This window comes from Leclercia sp. S52, assembly GCF_039727615.1.
Lineage (GTDB): Bacteria > Pseudomonadota > Gammaproteobacteria > Enterobacterales > Enterobacteriaceae > Enterobacter > Enterobacter adecarboxylatus_B.
Genome location: NZ_CP152474.1, coordinates 3,250,331 through 3,269,836 on the forward strand (window position 1 = coordinate 3,250,331; position 19,506 = coordinate 3,269,836).

Genomic DNA, 19,506 nt, shown 5'->3' on the forward strand with positions numbered 1-19,506 from the left:
GAGGCAACGCCATGCATCCACGTTTTCAATCAGCTTTCGCTCAGCTTGCAGAGAATTTGCAGTCAGCCCTGGCCCCGGTTCTGGCGGATGCACACTTCCCCGCCCTGCTGACGGCTGAACAGGTCACCGCACTGAAACGTGCCACCGATCTGGATGATGACGCGCTGGCCTTTGCGCTTCTGCCGCTGGCGGCGGCCTGTGCCCGTGCCGACCTCTCCCATTTCAACGTGGGCGCCATTGCGCGCGGCGTCAGCGGCACCTGGTACTTCGGCGGCAATATGGAGTTTCTCGGGGCGACCATGCAGCAGACCGTGCATGCGGAACAGAGCGCCATCAGCCACGCCTGGCTGCGCGGTGAGAAATCCCTGCAGGCCATCACCGTGAACTACACCCCGTGCGGCCACTGCCGTCAGTTTATGAACGAGCTGAACAGCGGGTTGCAGCTGCGCATCAACCTGCCGGGCCGCGATCCGCACACTCTGGCAGATTACCTGCCGGACGCCTTCGGACCGAAGGATCTGGAGATTAAATCCCTGCTGATGGATGAGCAGGATCATGGCTACGCAGTGAGCGGTGACGAGCTGGCCCAGGCCGCTATCCTCGCCGCCAACAAATCACACGCGCCGTACAGCAACTCCCCGAGCGGGGTGGCGCTGGAGTGCCGCGATGGCCGCATCTTCACCGGCAGCTATGCCGAAAACGCCGCCTTTAACCCGACGCTGCCGCCGCTACAGGGCGCACTGAACCTGCTCAGCCTCAACGGTTACGACTATCCGGATATTCAACGCGCCATTCTGGCGGAAAAAGCCGATGCTTCGCTGATCCAGTGGGATGCTACCGCGGCCACGCTGCGCGCGCTGGGTTGCACCGGCATCGACCGCGTGCTGCTGGCGTAAGTCTCTGATGCGGGCAGCAATGCCCGCACAATTGATGAAAATCCCCCCCAATTAAACCGCCGTTTCTTGCGCTTACCAGACGGGTAAAGTAGCCTGAGTGAAATTTCACCTTCGGTACGAGTCATCTGTATGTTAAAGCGCGTGTTTTACAGCCTGGTTGCCCTGATCGCCATCGTGCTGCTGACTGCGCTGGGCCTTGACCGCTGGATGAGCTGGAAAACAGCCCCCTATATCTTTGATGACCTTCAGGATCTGCCCTACCGCCAGGTTGGCGTGGTGCTCGGCACCGCCAAGTATTACCGCACCGGGGTGATCAACCAGTATTACCGTTACCGCATTCAGGGGGCGCTCAACGCCTACAACAGCGGCAAGGTCAACTACCTGCTGCTGAGCGGCGACAACGCCCTGCAGAGCTATAACGAGCCGGTCACCATGCGCAAAGACCTGATTGCCGCAGGCGTGGACCCGGCGGATATTGTGCTCGACTACGCCGGGTTCCGAACCCTCGATTCGATTGTGCGCACCCGTAAGGTGTTTGATACCAACGATTTCATCATCATCACCCAGCGCTTCCACTGCGAGCGCGCGCTGTTTATCGCCCTGCATATGGGCATTCAGGCGCAGTGTTATGCCGTCCCGTCACCAAAAGACATGCTCACCGTGCGGGTGCGCGAGTTTGGTGCCCGTCTGGGGGCGCTGGCCGATCTCTATGTCTTTAAACGCGAACCGCGCTTCTTAGGCCCGCTGGTGCCCATCCCGGCGATGCTGGAGGTGCCGGAAGATGCCCAGGGATATCCGGCCGTGACGCCAGAGCAGCTGCTGGAGATGCAGAAGAAGAAATAACCCCCGCCGGGTGGCGGCTTCGCCTTACCCGGCCTACAAAACCCGCAATACCGTAAGCCCGTGCAAGCGCAGCGCCGCCGGGCAATTCGCCGGGTGGCGGCTTCGCCTTACCCGGCCTACAAAAACCCGCAATACCGTAGGCCCGTGCAAACGCAGCGCCGCCGGGCAATTCGCCGGGTGGCGGCTTCCCCTTACCCTGCCTACAAAAACCCGCAATACCGTAGGCCCGTGCAAGCGCAGCGCCGCCGGGCAATTCGCCGGGTGGCGGCTTCGCCTTACCCGGCCTACAAAACCCGCAATACCGTAGGCACGTGCAAGCACGGCGCCGCCGGGCAATTCGCCGGGTGGCGGCTTCGCCTTACCCGGCCTACAAAAACCCGCAATACCGTAGGCCCGTGCAAGCGCAGCGCCGCCGGGCAATTCGCCGGGTGGCGGCTTCGCCTTACCCGGCCTACAAAACCCGCAATACCGTAGGCCCGTGCAAACGCAGCGCCGCCGGGCAATTCGCCGGGTGGCGGCTTCGCCTTACCCGGCCTACAAAAACCCGCAATACCGTAGGCCCGTGCAAGCGCAGCGCCGCCGGGCATAAAAAAACCCGCATTACGCGGGTTTTTTCGTTATCACAAATCTTATTTCTTACGCGCGTACTTCAGGGAGTCCAGCGCAACGGCGAAGATAATGATCGCGCCCTTGATGATGTACTGCCAGTACGGGTTCACGCCGATATAGGTCAGACCGTAGTTGATAACGGTGAAGATGATCACACCGGTTACCACGCCCAGAACGGTACCTACACCACCGCTGAAGGAGACACCACCCACGACGCACGCGGCAATCGCATCCAGTTCGTACATAAAGCCGAGGTTGTTAGTGGCAGAGCCGATACGGCCTGCTTCCAGCAAACCACCGAACGCGTAGAACACGCCGGACAGGGCATAGATCACCAGCAGGTTCAGCGCCACGTTAACACCGGAGACTTTCGCTGCTTCCGGGTTACCGCCGATAGCGAAGATGTTCTTGCCGAAGCGGGTTTTGTTCCACAGCACCCAGACAAAGGCCACCGCAATCAGGGCGTAGAAGGTGATGTAAGAGAGGCGGAAGCTGCCCAGCGCGATAAAGCCCTGCGCAAAGGTGGAGAAGCCGCTGTCGAAACCGGAGATCGGCGATGCACCCACGAAGTCGTAGTACAGGGAGTTGATACCGTAAACGATGATCATCGTACCCAGAGTGGTGATGAACGGTGTTACGTTCAGGTACGCGATGATGATGCCGTTAATCAGACCAATGATTGCACCGATAACGCAGACAATCAGGACCACCAGGATAATGGGCATGGTCGCCATTTCCGGGAACACCTTGTTGGCGTTTTCCATCGACTGCAGAAGCGTTGCCGCGACAACCGCCGCCAGACCGACCTGACGACCGGCTGACAGGTCAGTACCCTGGGTGACGATCAGACCCGCCACGCCCAGCGCGATAATAATACGTACCGAAGACTGAGTCAGAATGTTACTTAAGTTCAACAGACTTAAGAATGTTGGATCCTGGAAAATAATAATGGCCAGCAAGACTAAAAGAACAACGTAAATACCGCCTTCTTTCAGATAAGTAAGAAAACTTTTCTTATTTAACGCACTCATGAGGAGCCCCTAATCTTAAAGGTGCAAAGACGCAAGACGCAAAATTTCGTTTTGCGTTGTCGTTTTGGTTTCAACAATTCCGGCAACGAGACCATTGCTCATGACCAGAATACGATCTGTGATCCCTAACAATTCCGGCATTTCGGACGAAATAATAATAATCCCTTTATCTTTCTTGGCTAATTCAGCAATCAGCTGATAAATTTCAAATTTTGCACCTACGTCGATACCACGGGTGGGTTCATCCAGCATCAAAATTTCAGGCTGGGTTAACAACCAGCGTCCAATAATCACCTTTTGCTGGTTACCACCGGAGAGCGAACCAATTTGCGTGCGATGTCCTGGGGTTTTTACGCGCATTGAGTCAATTACCCACTGGGTATCGCTCTTCATGCGGGAATTATCCAACAGACCGATTTTGTTTTTGTAATTATGAATATTAGAAATTAAGGAGTTAAAGTTAATATCCAGATAGGCGTAAATACCGGTTGAGCGACGCTCTTCCGTCACCAGTGCAAAGCCGTGGTTAATGGCTTCGTTGGCGTTATGGTTATTAATCTTTTTACCGTGCAGGGTGATGGTTCCACCGGATTTCTCGCGAATACCGAACAGGGTCTCCACGATATCGGTACGCTTGGCACCCACCAGACCGGCAATCCCGAGGATCTCCCCTTTGTGTAGATCGAAGGAGATGTCACGGATGGAAGGCTGGCGCAGCGACGTCAGGTTGCGCACCTCAAGAATCACTTCGCCCGGCTTGTTCTCTTTGTTCGGGAAACGCTGGTTCAGGGAACGACCCACCATCATGGCGATGATCTTGTCCATGTCCAGCCCTTCCAGCGGCTGGGTGGCGATCCACTGGCCGTCGCGCAGGACCGTAATCTCATCACACAGCTGGAAGATCTCTTCCATTTTGTGCGAGATATACACGATGCCGCAGCCGCGATCCTTCAGCTTACGGATAATGGTGAACAGGTGGTTCACCTCTTTCTCCGTTAACGAAGAGGTAGGCTCATCCATAATCACGATTTTCGCGTTATAGGAGAAGGCCTTGGCGATCTCAATCATCTGCATCTGTGAAACCGATAACGTACCCACGCGCGCACGCGGATCGATATCAATATCCAGTTCATCAAAAATGGCTTTAGTATCGCGATACATTTTGTCCTGATCGACAAATACGCCTTTGGTCGGATAACGACCCAGCCACATATTGTCCATAACAGAACGCTGAAGGACCAGGTTCAGCTCCTGGTGAACCATCGAAATACCGTTTTCCAGTGCCTCTTTGGCAGAATGGAAATCGATCTCTTTCCCCTGAAAAAGAATGCTGCCAGAATCTTTTTGATAGATCCCAAATAAGCATTTCAATAACGTTGATTTACCCGCACCGTTCTCCCCCATTAATGCGTGAATGGAGTGAGGCCGTACTTTTAAATTAACATTATCCAGTGCTTTAACACCGGGAAAAGACTTGTTGATACCGCTCATTTCCAACAAGTATTCACCGGACGACTGAGTCGTTGTGCTGACCATAATTATACCTTCTCGGCCTCGCGTCGCGTGATAAAAGGGCGCAGAAACTGCGCCCAGTGGAATGCTAAAACTTATTTACCGGTGAACTGCGCCAGGTTTTCCTGATCTACGCCAACGTACGGTACGCGAACAACTTTGTTGTCGATTTTCCAGTTGGTGCCGTCAGCTGCGCCTTTGCCTTCTGCCAGGTTTTTCGCCAGGTCGAAGGTGGCTTTCGCCTGGTTGTTAGCATCGTTCAGCACGGTGCCGGCCATTGCGCCAGATTTAACCAGTGCCAGCGCTTCTGGCAGGGCATCCACGCCAAATACCGGAATAGAGGATTTGTTGTGTGCTTTCAGGGCTTCAACTGCACCCATTGCCATCGCATCGTTGTTGGCGATAACCACTTCGATTTTGTTAGCGTTCGGGCCGGACAGCCATGCGTCCATCTTGTCTTTCGCCTGTGCGGTATCCCACATTGCGGTATCTAATGCCAGCTGCTGGGTTTTCAGGCCCTTGTCGTTTAGCTCTTTGATCACGTAAGTGGTACGTGCTTCAGCATCCGGGTGGCCTGGCTCGCCTTTCAGCAGAACGAACTGAACCTGACCGTCTTTGTTCAGATCCCAGTTCGGGTTAGCAGCCCAGTGTTTAGCAATCAGGTCGCCCTGAATGATGCCGGATTCTTTGGAGTCGGTGCCCACGTAGAAGGCTTTATCGTAGCTATCCAGCGCCTTACGGGAAGGTTCTTTGTTGAAGAACACCACTGGCACATTCTGGCCACGTGCTTTCTCAATAACGGTGCCTGCAGCCGCCGGGTCAACCAGGTTGATTGCCAGTGCTTTCACGCCTTTTGCCAGCAGTACGTCAATCTGGTCGTTCTGTTTTGACTGGTCATTCTGGGAGTCATTCATCAGCAGCTGCACTTCTGGCGCTGATTTGCCCTCTTTTTCAATGGCTTTACGCACAACAGACATAAAGTTGTCGTCGTATTTATAGATAGTCACACCAATACGGCTATCTGCAGCGTGCGCGGTTGCACCAAAAAGCATGCTTGCCATAACAGCAGACAGAGTCAACACCTTCTTATTCATGATATCTCCGGTTTTTATGCAGGGTAGTTCGTGTGAATAACGATCGGCGGGCAAATGTTAATGAAACGTTAATGCCGGCCGAAGTCCACTTATAAAATTTCTATCTTCCTTGGTCGGTAACGCTCCAGAATGCGTTTTTTTGGATGTTTAACGTGCCCTGGCTATAGTGAAAGTGATTATTCACCGTTACATAGCGTTTCAGTCACTAAAACGCTGACATCATAGACAGCGCATTGTTAACTTACTGTGAATTTACTCACAAATTGAAAACGGTTACATCACGGCGAATTATTAGTTAGTGATCGGTGCCACAATTTGCCGAATGGCAACCGAGTGGCGACGCACTAAAGTCGGCATGAAACAGTGTGTTGCGTTGATATCCAGCTTCCCTGCGGCCCCCCTGTAACGCCAGCTCCGTGGCCAGACGGGCCATAGAGGCGATCGGGTAGCGCACCGTCGTCAGCTGCGGGTCCGTGTAACGGGCAATCGGGATATCATCGAAACCAATCAATGACAGATGCTGTGGCACCGCAATGCCGTTATCTTTCAGCGCCGTCAGCGCACCTGCGGCCATGCTGTCGTTGTAGGCAAAGACCGCGGTCAGCTGCAGGTTGCGCCCGAGCAGCTCCACCATGGCCGCTTCCCCGCCCTGCATGTCCGGCGCGCCGGTGCCGATCCAGCTGTCCGATGCGGTAATACCCTGCTCCAGCAAGGCTTTCTGCCAGCCTTCACGCCGCATTTCGTCATCCTCAATGCGGTGGCTTGATGCAAGATAGCCGATGCGCTGATGGCCATTATTCACCAGCATCCGCGTCGCCATCATCGCTCCGCTGACGTTGTCAAGGCAGACGCAGCGGTGGGCATAGCCAGGCACGATGCGGTTGATCAGCACCATGCCGGGGATCTGCTCCATCAGAGCAGACAGCTCCTCGTCGCTTAACGCTTTTGAGTGAACGATCAGGGCGTTACAACGCTGGCGAATCAACACCTCAATGGCGTTACGCTCCTTTTCCGCCTCGTGATAACTGTTGCCGATCAGGACGTATTTCTGGTGCTCCTGGGCGACCATGTCCACGGCTTTCACCAGAGCGCCAAAGAAGGCATCCGACACGTCCATCACCACCACGCCAATGGTATCGCTGACCTGGGTCGCCAGCGCCTGGGCGTTAGCGTTCGGCCGGTAGCCCAGCGCGGTGACGGCTTTCATCACGCTCTCGCGGGTCTCCGGACTGACCAGCGCGCTGTTGTTGAGGACCCGGGACACGGTGGCGACAGAAACGCCCGCCTGACGCGCGACGTCACGAATGGTGATCATATTCACCATCCTTATTTAGATTGCAGCAACTCACAGACACCCCCCCTGTGTTTAGCAAGGTGACTATTCTGGCAGCGAGAAAGGGAGGACTACGTGAAGAAGCTCACAAGGATGAAAACGGTTACATCCGTTTTGTTAATGATTGTGATCCAGATCGTTATCCGGATGTATTACTTAATGAAACCCCTGCAGCACGTGCGGTCAATTGTCGCCACAGCCATTCCAGCGGTCCCTGACGGAAATGACGCAGCCAGAGGACGGAGAACAGAATATTCACCAGCCAGATGGGCAGGACGAAGCCCAGCAGCTGCAGGCGATCAAAATGCATAAACAGGCCGAGGTGATAAAACAGGGTAGTGCAGATCAGCGTCTGTAGCAGGTAGTTGCTCAGCGCCATGCGCCCCACGCAGGCAATCGCCATGACCAGCCGGAAACGGCAGAGCTGCGGCCAGAAGCCATACATCAGCGCGGCATAGCCTATGGTCTGAAAGGGTGCGCTCAGCTCGCGCGGTGCCTGTAACAGAAACGCACACCAGCGGTAATCCCAGTTCACATACCACTGGGCGATCACCGCCGGGAGATTGATTGCCAGACCGAGCAGCACCAGCCACAGCCCGGTACGCCGGTAATGACGCAGGCTAAACTCGCCTTTCAGCCAGCCGGTACGCATCAGCGCAGCGCCGATCAGCATCATCCCTGCCAGCTGCCAGCCGTACTGTGCGCCGAGCGCCAGCAGGCTGTTGCCAATCATATCGGCCCGGTTGCTGATGGCCTCCGCCCCGCCGCCCAGCTTCCAGTACTGCTCGTACTGCAGGTTGGCCGCATCCGGCACCCAGGAGCGATTGGTAGAGCCGCCGGAGATCGCTCCCAGCAGCAGCAGGATGGCAACGCCAATGACAAACAGCACCACCCCGGTATTAAAGAGATTTTTAATATCCTGCGCATCGCGGATGATACGCCAGCAGATCAGCCCCACCAGCCCGTAGGCCAGCAAAATGTCGCCGTCCCAGAACAGCAAGCCATGAATAAACCCGAGCAGCACCAGCAGCGAAAGGCGGGCCTGGATCCAGCGTTTACCGCGTTTCAGCAGCAGCTGCAGTCCGGCCCCGAACAGCAGGGCAAACAGGGTGAGGAATTTCACCTGGGCGAAAAGATCCAGCACCGCCCATGTCCAGGCGTCGCTGAGGGTAATATCGCCATACCAGGCGGGATTGAGATAAGCGGCTTTCGGCAGACCGAAGCCGCTAATATTGAGCAGCAGAATACCCAGAATAGCGACGCCACGAACGAAATCCAGCGTGACATTTCTTTCCATGTATTCAGCCCTGACGATCAGTCGTGGTGACGCACGGCGCGCAGGAACTCCTGACGGGTGTTCTGGCTTGATTTAAACAGGCCGCCCAGCGAGGTGGTCGTGGTGGCGCTGGTTGCATCGCGAATGCCGCGCGCTTTCACGCAATAATGCACCGCGTCAATGGAAACCGCCACGTTGTTGGTACCAAGCAGCGTTTGCAGCGCGATGAGGATCTGCTGGGTTAAACGCTCCTGCACCTGCGGACGCTGGGCAAAGAACTGCACGATGCGGTTAATCTTCGACAGGCCAATGACCGCGTCTTTCGGAATATAGGCCACGGTCGCTTTACCGTCGATGGTCACAAAGTGGTGTTCACAGGTGCTGGTCAGGGTGATATCACGCACCGTCACCATCTCATCCACCTTCATTTTGTTTTCAATGACGGTGATTTTCGGGAAATTAGCGTAATCCAGGCCGGAGAAAATCTCATCGACATACATTTTGGCGATGCGACGTGGGGTCTCCATCAGACTGTCATCGCTCAAATCGAGATTCAGCAGCTGCATGATTTCGGTCATATGCCCGGAAATAAGACGTTTACGCGTTTCGTTGTCCAGATCCTGAACCGGTGGGCGCAGCGGGGTTTCGAGACCGTGTGCGACCAGCGCTTCGTGGACGAGAGCTGCTTCTTTACTCATTGATGACATTCTTTTCTCCTGCAGGTGCGGTGCTCTTCTGCCCTCCGTGGGGCAAAATGTGCACTCATTGTGCGCGAGGCGGCGACCATAATCCAGTATTCACCGCGATAATTATTCCAATTGCCGTTACCTTTCAACCTGACGCTGCCAGACCAGCCCGCCCGCCACGAAGAGAGCGATACCAGCAAGGCCCAGAGCGGGCTCCAGCTGATGGGTGAGCCAGCTCGACAGCGCCGAGGTCATCGGGCCAATCAACTGCCCGACCGCATAGCCGGTAGTCAATAACCCGGCCATGTACCGCGTGTGATTCGGTGCCAGTTCACGCCCGTAGAGCAACGAGAGCTGCACCGCACATAAAAATCCTCCGCCGACCAGCAGCGCACCGGTCACCAGACCGGCCATCCCCGGCATCAGCCAGGCGGCAATCACCCCCACCGCCTGCAGCCAGAGCACCAGCGCCAGCCTGCGGTTAGTAGTGGAAACATGGCGCAGAGCGATACTCAGGGCAATGCCCAGCACCGAGGCCACGCCGAAAACCGGCCAGACAAACTGGGCAAACGCGCTGCCAGGAAAGCGCAGCGCCGCCATCTGCGACAAAAAGGTCGCCGGGAGGATGTAGCCAAACCCGGCGAGGCTGTAGCTCCAGACCAGACGACGCAGATCGCGGGTCAGCGTCAGCGGCTCCGGCGTGGTGCCCGGACGATGCAGCTGCCCGGCCCGCGGCAGGTAGCGGGCCACCAGCGCGACCAGCACCAGCGCCAGCACGCCGTAGATTTGCCATGCGGCGCTGGCCGACAACCCGTGCGCCTGGATCCATACCGCCAGCAAACCGCTGAGGGTAATACCTGCCCCCGGCCCGGCGAAAACCGCGGCACTCAGGCCCGGCTTGCCGAAATGGGCCAGCCGCTCGTTGGTCCAGGCGGCAACCAGCACCATCGACCAGCCGCTCATGCAGCCAATCACAAACCGCAGCAGCCCGTGGACCACGGCGTTATCCGCGACGGCTGAGAGCAGGGTTAGTGCCACCGCGCCAATAATCCCCAGCCACAGACGGCCCTCGACAAAACGGTGCGCGCGCATGGCATCCCATGCCCCCACCAGATAGCCGAGGTAGTTCATCGCCGCTACCAGCCCGGCGCTGGTCAGGGTCAGCTGGCCTGCCGCAATCATCAGCGGCACCTGCGGGGTAAAGGCAAAGCGCCCTATTCCCATCGCCACCACCAGAACCACAAATCCGCTGAGCGCGATACGCAGCGCCATGACCACTCCAGTTGTTAAAGTTTCGTAAATTCATGATGCAGGATATGTCGTTAATGCGGAAGTGAAAGTTACTCACTCGTTATTGAATTATCTGTATTATGACCTTCATCTCTTTATACAACCTTCCTGAAGGAGCCCCGCATGGAACTGCTCGAAGAGCACCACTGTTTTGAAGGTCGACAGCAGCGCTGGCGTCATGACTCTGCGGTGCTGAACTGCGCGATGACGTTCAGCATTTTTCTGCCGCCGGTTACCGGTGCGGCAAAACCGCCGGTGCTGTACTGGCTCTCCGGCCTGACCTGCAACGATGAAAACTTCACGACCAAAGCGGGTGCCCAGCGGGTTGCGGCGGAGCTGGGGATCGCTCTGGTGATGCCCGACACCAGCCCGCGCGGCGATGAGGTCGCGGACGATGCCGGTTATGACCTGGGCAAAGGCGCCGGGTTCTACCTGAATGCCACTCAGGCGCCCTGGGCGAATCATTACCGGATGTACGACTACCTGCGCGACGAGCTGCCGGCGCTGATCCAGGCGGAGTTCGCGGTAGCCGATCGCTGTGCAATCAGCGGCCACTCGATGGGCGGCCACGGTGCGCTGGTGATGGCGCTGAAAAATCCGGGTAAATACGTCAGCGTGTCGGCCTTTGCACCGATCGTGAATCCGGCTCAGGTTCCCTGGGGGCAGAAAGCGTTCACGAATTACCTGGGTGAGGATACAGCGACCTGGCAGGAATGGGACAGCTGCGCGCTGATGTTGGCCAGCCAGCCGGAACAGGCGATCCCGACGCTTATCGATCAGGGGGATGCCGATCAGTTCCTGGCGAGCCAGTTACAGCCGGCGGTGCTGGCGGAAGCCGCGCGCCAGAAAGACTGGCCGCTGACGTTACGCATCCAGCCAGGCTACGATCACAGCTATTACTTTATTGCGTCGTTTATTGAAGACCATCTGCGCTTCCATGCGCAGCAGTTGTTGAAGTAAGTGCGGCCTGATGCCCTCACCCCAACCCTCTCCCACAGGGAGAGGGAGTAAACCGTAGGCCGGGCAAGCAACGCGCCGCCCGGCGTTTCAGCCATCAGAACTGGTAATCCACCGCCATAAAGTAACGGCGTCCTTCTTCGGTATAGCTGTAGTCGTCGCGGCTGAGATCTTTATCCAGCAGGTTCATGACGCCCGCACGCAGCTTGACGTTTTTGGTTGCCTGCCAGGCGCCACCGGTGTTCCACACCACGTAACCGCCCGGCGTTGCGGCGCCATCGGTAACGGTGCGTTTCTCACCCGTGTAATTACCCTGCACATAGAAGGACCACGCCTGGCTTGCCTGCCAGTCCAGCGTGCCGTTCGCGGTGTGGAACGGCAGCTCGGAGAGCGGCTTGTTCTCGCCGTTGCTGATATCACGCCCGTCGTTATAGGTGTAATTCAGCGTCATGCGCCAGTCTTCGGCAATCGGGAATTTCACCTCCGTCTCCAGGCCGCGGATACGCGCCTTATTGACGTTGTAGTAACGGAACACCGGTTCGCCGTCGGCATTCAGCCCGACGTAGTTCGGGTAGCCCTGCGCCTGATTAACGTTCGCCGTGCGCAGAATACTGATACGGTCATCAACGTCGTTCTGGAAGGCGGTAATGCTGCCCTGCACGCCCTCTAACCAGCCCTCTTCTCCGTTGTAGTAGAGACCCAGCTCGATGCTTTCGCTGGTTTCCGGCTTCAGATCCGGGCTACCGACGATTTCACAGGCACCACGGCAGGAGCCGGTGGTCCAGTCCGGGCTGAGCTGTAGCAGGGATGGCGCTTTGAATGCCGTCGCCCAGCCGCCTTTTACCGTCAGGGTATCGGTCGCGTTATAGACCAGATACGCACGCGGGCTCCAGTGGTCGCCGTAGGTTTCGTGGTCATCCATACGCACGCCGGTGGTCAGCGCCAGCGGCTCGAAGATCCGCCATTCATCTTCCAGGAACAGCGCATACTGGCTGGCCGAGGTATTACTGCTGCTGCCGCCGGTGATGTTCACCGGATCCTTCAGCTTGTCGTGGCGCCATTCCCCGCCAAAGGTCAGGAGCTGGTTAATTTCGCCCAGCGGCAGAACGTATTTGCCGTCAATGGAGTTACTTTCGGAGGTGATCGGGTTGCTGTTGCCCGGATTCTTGTTATCGACCTTCTCGCCGTAGAATTTCAGTTCGCTGTTGCCCACGCCCCAGCGGCCGTTGTGGCTCAGGGAGTAATTCTGGCGCTCAAGGCGGTTCTGATCCAGCGAGTCGGAATCACGATCCTGACGGTCAAAGCCGTAGCCCGCGGTGAAGTCGTGGTTCTCGTTCGGGGTCCAGGCAAATTCCACGTTGGCATCGCGGCTGGTGAAGCCTTCGATGCGCGGAGTTTCCCCGGTGGCGCTGGTTGTTGAATCCTGCGGATCGTCTTTATCGCGTTTCGACAGGCTGCCAAAGGCCTTCAGGCCGAGAACGCCATCCACCAGCGGGCCGCTGGTATAGAACTGGCCGCCGTAGGTGTCGCCGCGATCGCGGTGCTCCTGAATGGTGGTGTCAGCGGTGAGGGTGCCGGTCCATTTCTGGCCGATCTTTTTGGTGATGATGTTGACCACGCCGCCCAGGGCATCCGAGCCGTAGAGGGAGGACATCGGCCCGCGCACCACTTCGATACGTTCGATGGCGTCAACCGGCACCCAGTTGAGATCGAAGTCGTTATGGCGGAAAACGGCGTTGCGGGAGTTGACGCGTTTCCCGTCAACCAGGATCAGCGTGTAGCTGCTGTCCAGACCGCGAATACTGACGCCCTTACGGTTGTCCCCTTCGTCAGTTAACTGGACGCCCGGAACGTCTTTTAACACATCTTTCAGGTTTTGCACCGGCTTGCGCTGCAGATCCTGCTGGGTGATGACGCTGATACTGGCCGGGGCATCCTTCAGGTTTTGCTCGTTGGCCGAGGCGGTCACCACCATGGTGTCGCCAGATTCCGTCGCCACAACCGGCAGGGCCAGGGACAGAGCAGACGCACACAGCCCTCCCCGAACGAAGGGATTCAACCTAAACATTTCCTATCTCCATGAGGTAAACACTACAAAATCAAAGAGGTACTGCTCACTATTGCTTTTTGATTAACGTGCTAATGATAAAGCAAACGATAACCATTATCAATTCAATTGTTAAAAGTTATGTCAATTGTGCAGATTGTGGAAACAAAAAAAACCCGCTCGAATGAGCGGGTCTAAAGAGAGGCGTTGCGGTTATTTTTTAAAGCTATTCGGGAATTCCATTTCGCTATAGCTGACAAACTTTGTTCCCTTCGCCAGCTTGTAGCCAAACCAGATGATCAGGAACAGCGGGATACCGATATAGGTCGCTGCCACGCCGCCCCAGTCAATGGTGTCGGCCAGGAAGGCTTCGTAGTTCTGACCCAGAGTGATGATCAGACACAGCACAAAGGCGAAGATCGGCCCCAGCGGGAAGAACCCGGAGCGGTACGGCAGGTTGTTAATGTCGTAACCCTGCTTCACATAGCCGCGACGGAAACGGTAGTGGCTGATGGCGATACCCAGCCAGGCGATAAAGCCCGTCATGCCGGAGGTATTCAGCAGCCACAGGTAGACCGTCTGGTTGCCGAACATCGAGGTCAGGAAGCACAGGCAGGCAATCACGGTGGTGGCATAGAGCGCGTTACGCGGCACGCCGCCACGGGACAGCTTAGCGAAAATACGCGGCGCTTTACCGTCGCAGGCCAGGGAGTAGAGCATACGGGTAGAGGCATACATCCCGGAGTTACCCGCCGACAGCACCGCCGTCAGGATCACCGCGTTCATCACCGCCGCCGCAGAGAGCAGACCAGCATGCTGGAACACCAGGGTGAACGGGCTGACGCTGATGTCTTTTACATCGTTACGCAGCAGGCTTGGATCGGTATACGGAATGATCAGGCTGATAATCAGGATCGCGAACACATAGAACAGCAGGATACGCCAGAAGACCTGCCGCACCGCGCGCGGAATGTTCTTCTCCGGGTTTTCGGATTCACCGGCGGCAATGCCGATAAGCTCCGTTCCCTGGAAGGAGAAGCCAACGATCATCGCCACGCCAATCATCGCCGAGAAGCCCCCGGCAAAAGGCGCGTCGCCAATGGCCCAGTTGCTCCAGCCCGCAGGCTCAGTGCCTTTGAAGATGCCGACAATCATCGCCACGCCGACGGCAATAAAGATGATCACCGTCGCGACTTTGATCAGCGAGAACCAGTATTCCGCTTCGCCAAAACCGCGCACGGAGATGTAGTTGAGCAGGAAGATCACTCCCAGGAAGAGCGCGCTCCAGATCCAGCCCGGCGTATCCGGGAACCACCAGGTCATCACCAGCTGCGAGGCTACCAGATCCACGGCGATGGTGACCGCCCAGTTGTACCAGTAGTTCCAGCCCAGCGCGAAGCCGAAGCCTTCTTCCACGTATTTCTGACCGTAGGTGGAGAAAGAACCGGATACCGGCATGTACGCCGCCAGTTCGCCCAGGCTGGTCATCAGGAAATAGACCATCAAACCGATCAGGATATAGGAAAAGAGCGCGCCGCCAGGGCCCGCTGCAGAAATGGTCGCCCCAGAGGCGACAAAAAGACCTGTACCAATAGAACCGCCAATGGCAATCATCGTCAGGTGACGCGCCTTGAGTTCGCGACGTAGCGCGGGCGCTTCTGTGGTTTTAGTTTCGGAAACCATATGAAAATGCTGTCCATTCAAAAAATGAGGCGCGATTGTAGCAGACGATCGCCAGCTCTTCCGGCACAAATGCCCTGTTATAAGAGAGCTTCATGACCGGACCAGGATTATAAGTAAAGCAGAGAATGATATTGGTGCGCGGAATAGATCCCGGCGGACAAAACGCCGCCGGGCGGGCTTACATTTCGCAATAACGCAGGAAACGCTGCAGGGAGTTGGAGAGGTGCTTCTGACGATGATGGATGCGCCACAGGGTACGCACCAGCTTATTCGGCAGCGGAACGGGGATCTCCACCAGCGTACCGCTCTCCAGCTGTTCGGCAATCACCCGGCGCGACAGGCAGCTGATGCCGAGACCGTGGCGCACCGCATGTTTAATAGCTTCTGAATTGCCCAGCTCCATGCCCATATGGAACTGCGGCAGATGCGAAAGCAGCAGATAATCGACGATCTCACGGGTGCCTGACCCCTGCTCGCGCAAAATCCACGGGGCCTGCGCCAGCCGCTCCAGAGTTACCTCCTGCTGTAATAACGAAGAGGCCGGCGAGGCGAAGACCACCAGCTCATCCTCCAGCCAGGGGTCGGCAATGATATCAGCGTTGTGGCACGGTCCTTCGATAAGGCCGATATCGACCCGAAAATCGATCACCGCGTTAATCACATCCTGACTGTTGCCGACGCTCATCTCCAACGGCAAACCGGGGAAATCGCGGCGGTAGCGGGCAATCACCTCCGGCAGGATGTAGTTGCCGATGGTGCTGCTGGCATAGACGCGAATGGCGCCGTTATCCTCGCGAAACAGCTGTTCGATCTCGACGGTCTGCTCCAGCAGCGCCAGCGCGCGGGGATAGAGCAAGCGCCCGTGCTCGTTCACCACCAGCCGCTTCCCTACCCTGTCAAAGAGCTGAACCCCCAGCTGGCCTTCAAGATCGGTCAGCGCGGCGCTGACCGCAGACTGGGAGAGAGCCAGCATCTGGGAAGCCTGGGTGGTTGACCCGCTTTTCAGCACTTCGGCGAAGACCTCAAGCTGGCGTAACGTAATGTGCATAGTTGCCATCCGGTACGGTAAGCGCCCTGCTTACCACTTATAAAGATTGATTATAAATATATAATCAATTTTATTTTTAAGCCAGCGCGCCGTAACCTTTAGCCAGAGAAAAGGAGAAGGTTATGACAACACTCACTTTGCAGCATCACCGTACAGTGTGGCACTACATTCCGGGCCTGGCGCTGAGCGCGCTGGTCACCGGCGTGGCGTTATGGGGCGGCAGTATTCCGGCAGTAGCGGGAGCAGGCTTCAGCGCCCTGACGCTGGCTATCCTGCTGGGGATGGTCGTCGGGAATACGGTCTATCCGCACATCTACAAGCCGTGCGACAGCGGCGTGATCTTCGCCAAGCAGCACCTGCTGCGCCTCGGGATCATCCTGTACGGCTTCCGCCTGACCTTCGCGCAGATTGCTGACGTGGGCGTCAGCGGCATCGCGATTGACGTGTTAACCCTGACCAGCACCTTCTTGCTGGCCTGTTTTATCGGCCAGAAGGTGTTCGGACTCGACAAGCAGACCAGCTGGCTGATTGGTGCGGGCAGCAGCATTTGCGGTGCCGCAGCGGTGCTGGCGACCGAGCCGGTGGTGAAGGCCGAAGCCAGCAAGGTGACGGTTGCCGTGGCGACGGTGGTGATCTTCGGTACCCTGGCGATCTTCCTCTATCCGGCCATGTATCCGCTGGTGGCGCACTGGTTTAGCCCGGAAACCTACGGGATTTACATCGGCTCAACGATGCATGAGGTGGCCCAGGTAGTCGCGGCGGGTCACGCCATCAGCCCGGAAGCAGAGAATGCGGCGGTGATCGCCAAAATGCTGCGGGTGATGATGCTGGCCCCCCTTCCTGCTGATCCTGGCGGCGCGGGTGAAACAGCTCGCCCCGGCGGGCAGCGGCGAGAAGAGCAAAATCACCATTCCATGGTTTGCGATCCTGTTTATTGTGGTGGCGGTGTTTAACTCGTTCCATCTGCTGCCCAAAGCGGTGGTCGATATGCTGGTGACGCTGGATACCGTGCTGCTGGCGATGGCGATGGCGGCGCTGGGCTTAACCACCCACGTCAGCGCCCTGAAAAAAGCCGGGGCCAAACCGCTGCTGATGGCGCTGGTGCTGTTCATCTGGCTGATTGTGGGCGGGGGTGCCATTAACCTGGCGGTTCATAGCCTGCTGGCATAAACCGCTTCATCCTTCTCCTGTTAACCCGCTATCATAAGCGTTTGCGGGTTAACAGGAGTCCCTTTATGAAATATGTTGGAGCGCACGTCAGCGCTGCTGGCGGTCTGGCGAATGCCGCCATTCGTGCCGCCGAAATCGAGGCGACCGCCTTCGCCCTGTTCACCAAAAATCAGCGCCAGTGGCGCGCCGCGCCGTTAACCACCCAGGTGATTGATGAGTTCAAAGCGGCGTGCGAAAAATACCATTTCACCCCCGGCCAGATCCTGCCCCACGACAGCTACCTGATTAACCTCGGTCACCCGGTGCAGGAGGCGCTGGAGAAATCCCGCGAGGCCTTCCTCGATGAGATGCAGCGCTGCGAGCAGCTCGGCCTGACGCTGCTGAACTTCCACCCTGGCAGCCATCTGTCGCAGATCGATGAAGACGCCTGCCTGGCGCGGATCGCCGAGTCGATTAATATTGTGCTGGATCAGACCAAAGGGGTGACGGCGGTGATTGAAAATACCGCCGGACAGGGCAGCAACCTCGGTTTCCGCTTTGAGCATCTGGCGGCCATTATCGACGGCGTAGAGGATAAATCCCGCGTCGGCGTCTGCATTGATACCTGCCACGCCTTTGCTGCCGGTTACGATCTGCGCAGCGTTGAAGAGTGTGCCAAGACCTTCGCGAACTTCGAACGCATCGTGGGCTTCGAATACCTGCGCGGCATGCACCTCAACGATGCGAAAAGCGCCTTTGGCAGCCGCGTCGACCGCCACCACAGCCTGGGTGAAGGCAACATCGGCCACGACGCGTTCCGCTTTATCATGCAGGACCCGCGTTTCGATGGGATCCCGATGGTGCTGGAAACCATCAACCCGGATATCTGGGCGGAAGAGATCGCCTGGCTGAAAGCACAACAGTACGCCGAGGCCACCGCATAATGATGAACGAAAGGGAAAAGCAGATCCTGAAGATCCTGCGGCGTAACCCTCTTATTCAGCAGCATGAAATCGCCCAGATCCTCGATATCAGCCGTTCGCGCGTGGCCGCGCACATCATGGATTTAATGCGTAAAGGGGCGATCAAGGGCAAGGGCTATATCCTCACCGAACAGGATTATTGCGTGGCGCTCGGCGCCATCAATATGGATATTCGCGGCGTGGCCGACATTCGCTTCCCTGAACCCTCCTCCCACCCGGGGGGCGATTCAGTGCGCGGCGGGCGGCGTGGCAAGAAATATCGCCCATAACCTGGCGCTGCTGGGTCGCGAGGTGCACCTGATCTCCGCCGTCGGCAGCGATTTTTATGGCGAGACCCTGCTGGAGCAAACCCGGCTGGCGGGCGTTAACGTCCAGAGCACGATCCGCCTGCACGGGCAAAGCACGGCAACCTATCTGTCGATTGCCAACCCGCAGGACGACACCGTGCTGGCCATCAACGACACCCATATCCTGCAGGGGCTGACGCCGCAGCTGCTGAACCAGTCGCGCGAGCTGCTGGCCCATGCGGGGGTGGTGCTGGCCGACTGTAACCTTACGGCGGAGTCCCTGGAGTGGGTCTTTACCCTCGCCGGGGATGTACCTGTGTTTGTCGACACGGTTTCAGAGTTTAAAGCCGACAGAATCAAGCCCTGGCTGTCGCGCATCCATACCCTCAAGCCGACCCTGAAAGAGCTGCAGATTCTGGCGGAGTGTGACGATCGTCAGGCCGCGCTGACCGCCCTGCATGAGAAAGGGGTGCAGAGGATTGTGGTGTGTCTGGAAGATGATACGGTCTTGTGCAGTGAACATGGCGCGGAGCCGTTCCTGCTGACGCCTCCTGCGCACCCGGTTGTTGACCGTTTTGGTGCCGACGATGCCTTTATGGCGGGCCTCGTCTATGGCTTCCTCGACGGGAGCGATTTTGCTGACGCGGCCCGGTTTGCCCTCTCCTGCGCGGCGCTCTCCCGCGCCAGCGAAAGCATTAATAACCCGTCCCTGTCGGTGGATAACGCCTGGTCTCTGCTGGAGACCGCCCAGTAAAAAAGCCGGGTAGTGTCGCTACCCGGCC

13 protein-coding genes and 3 pseudogenes are annotated in these 19,506 nt (G+C 57.3%); 6 read left to right on the plus strand and 10 right to left on the minus strand.

What is annotated here, in order from left to right; all coding sequences use genetic code 11:
* Window positions 1-11: 11 nt before the first annotated feature.
* Both cdd and sanA read left to right on the plus strand, forming a co-directional pair.
* A complete protein-coding gene (cdd, locus tag AAHB66_RS15685) occupies window positions 12-896 on the plus strand; it encodes a cytidine deaminase (protein ID WP_347113541.1) in 885 nt (294 codons plus the stop codon).
* Window positions 897-1,025: 129 nt separating this feature from the next.
* A complete protein-coding gene (gene sanA, locus AAHB66_RS15690) occupies window positions 1,026-1,739 on the plus strand; it encodes an outer membrane permeability protein SanA (protein ID WP_142486477.1) in 714 nt (237 codons plus the stop codon).
* Window positions 1,740-2,368: 629 nt separating this feature from the next.
* On the opposite strand, the gene mglC is transcribed toward sanA, so the two are convergent.
* From mglC to AAHB66_RS15725, 7 genes and pseudogenes are all read right to left on the minus strand, one after another.
* Window positions 2,369-3,379 carry a galactose/methyl galactoside ABC transporter permease MglC gene (mglC, locus tag AAHB66_RS15695; protein ID WP_347113542.1) on the minus strand — a complete coding sequence of 337 codons (1,011 nt, stop codon included), beginning with the start codon at window positions 3,377-3,379 and terminating at the stop codon, window positions 2,369-2,371.
* Window positions 3,380-3,394: 15 nt separating this feature from the next.
* Window positions 3,395-4,915 carry a galactose/methyl galactoside ABC transporter ATP-binding protein MglA gene (gene mglA, locus AAHB66_RS15700; RefSeq protein WP_142486479.1) on the minus strand — a complete coding sequence of 507 codons (1,521 nt, stop codon included), beginning with the start codon at window positions 4,913-4,915 and terminating at the stop codon, window positions 3,395-3,397.
* A gap of 71 nt (window positions 4,916-4,986) precedes the next feature.
* Entirely contained in the window at window positions 4,987-5,985 is a 999-nt protein-coding gene (mglB, locus tag AAHB66_RS15705) for a galactose/glucose ABC transporter substrate-binding protein MglB (protein WP_142486480.1), read from the minus strand.
* A 291-nt stretch (window positions 5,986-6,276) separates the two neighbouring features.
* Window positions 6,277-7,300 (minus strand): annotated as a pseudogene (gene galS / locus AAHB66_RS15710) (HTH-type transcriptional regulator GalS).
* Between the two features lie 157 nt (window positions 7,301-7,457).
* Window positions 7,458-8,615 (minus strand): DUF418 domain-containing protein YeiB, encoded by a 1,158-nt coding sequence (yeiB, locus tag AAHB66_RS15715; RefSeq protein WP_347113543.1) that lies wholly within the window; start codon window positions 8,613-8,615, stop codon window positions 7,458-7,460.
* A 17-nt stretch (window positions 8,616-8,632) separates the two neighbouring features.
* Window positions 8,633-9,301: a GTP cyclohydrolase I FolE gene (folE, locus tag AAHB66_RS15720; RefSeq protein ID WP_106995351.1), complete on the minus strand. Its 669-nt coding sequence runs from the start codon at window positions 9,299-9,301 to the stop codon at window positions 8,633-8,635.
* Between the two features lie 117 nt (window positions 9,302-9,418).
* Entirely contained in the window at window positions 9,419-10,552 is a 1,134-nt protein-coding gene (locus tag AAHB66_RS15725) for a YbfB/YjiJ family MFS transporter (protein ID WP_347113544.1), read from the minus strand.
* 141 nt (window positions 10,553-10,693) lie between these two features.
* Here AAHB66_RS15725 and fghA point away from each other — a divergent pair, with 141 nt between their 5' ends.
* Window positions 10,694-11,530, plus strand: coding sequence for an S-formylglutathione hydrolase (gene fghA, locus AAHB66_RS15730; RefSeq protein ID WP_347113545.1), 837 nt, complete (start codon window positions 10,694-10,696; stop codon window positions 11,528-11,530).
* A gap of 94 nt (window positions 11,531-11,624) precedes the next feature.
* On the opposite strand, the gene cirA is transcribed toward fghA, so the two are convergent.
* The 3 genes from cirA to yieE form a co-directional block, all read right to left on the minus strand.
* Window positions 11,625-13,595 carry a catecholate siderophore receptor CirA gene (gene cirA, locus AAHB66_RS15735; RefSeq protein WP_347113546.1) on the minus strand — a complete coding sequence of 657 codons (1,971 nt, stop codon included), beginning with the start codon at window positions 13,593-13,595 and terminating at the stop codon, window positions 11,625-11,627.
* A gap of 192 nt (window positions 13,596-13,787) precedes the next feature.
* Window positions 13,788-15,257, minus strand: a complete 1,470-nt coding sequence (locus AAHB66_RS15740; RefSeq protein ID WP_347113547.1) for an amino acid permease — start codon at window positions 15,255-15,257, stop codon at window positions 13,788-13,790.
* 178 nt (window positions 15,258-15,435) lie between these two features.
* Window positions 15,436-16,305, minus strand: coding sequence for a DNA-binding transcriptional regulator YeiE (gene yieE, locus AAHB66_RS15745; protein ID WP_106995356.1), 870 nt, complete (start codon window positions 16,303-16,305; stop codon window positions 15,436-15,438).
* Between the two features lie 122 nt (window positions 16,306-16,427).
* Here yieE and AAHB66_RS15750 point away from each other — a divergent pair.
* The 3 genes and pseudogenes from AAHB66_RS15750 (at window position 16,428) to AAHB66_RS15760 (ending at window position 19,478) form a co-directional block, all read left to right on the plus strand.
* Window positions 16,428-17,475, plus strand: a pseudogene (locus tag AAHB66_RS15750) (YeiH family protein).
* A gap of 65 nt (window positions 17,476-17,540) precedes the next feature.
* Window positions 17,541-18,398 carry a deoxyribonuclease IV gene (gene nfo, locus AAHB66_RS15755; RefSeq protein WP_347113548.1) on the plus strand — a complete coding sequence of 286 codons (858 nt, stop codon included), beginning with the start codon at window positions 17,541-17,543 and terminating at the stop codon, window positions 18,396-18,398.
* A 2-nt stretch (window positions 18,399-18,400) separates the two neighbouring features.
* A pseudogene (locus AAHB66_RS15760) lies at window positions 18,401-19,478 on the plus strand (sugar kinase).
* Window positions 19,479-19,506: the final 28 nt, after the last annotated feature.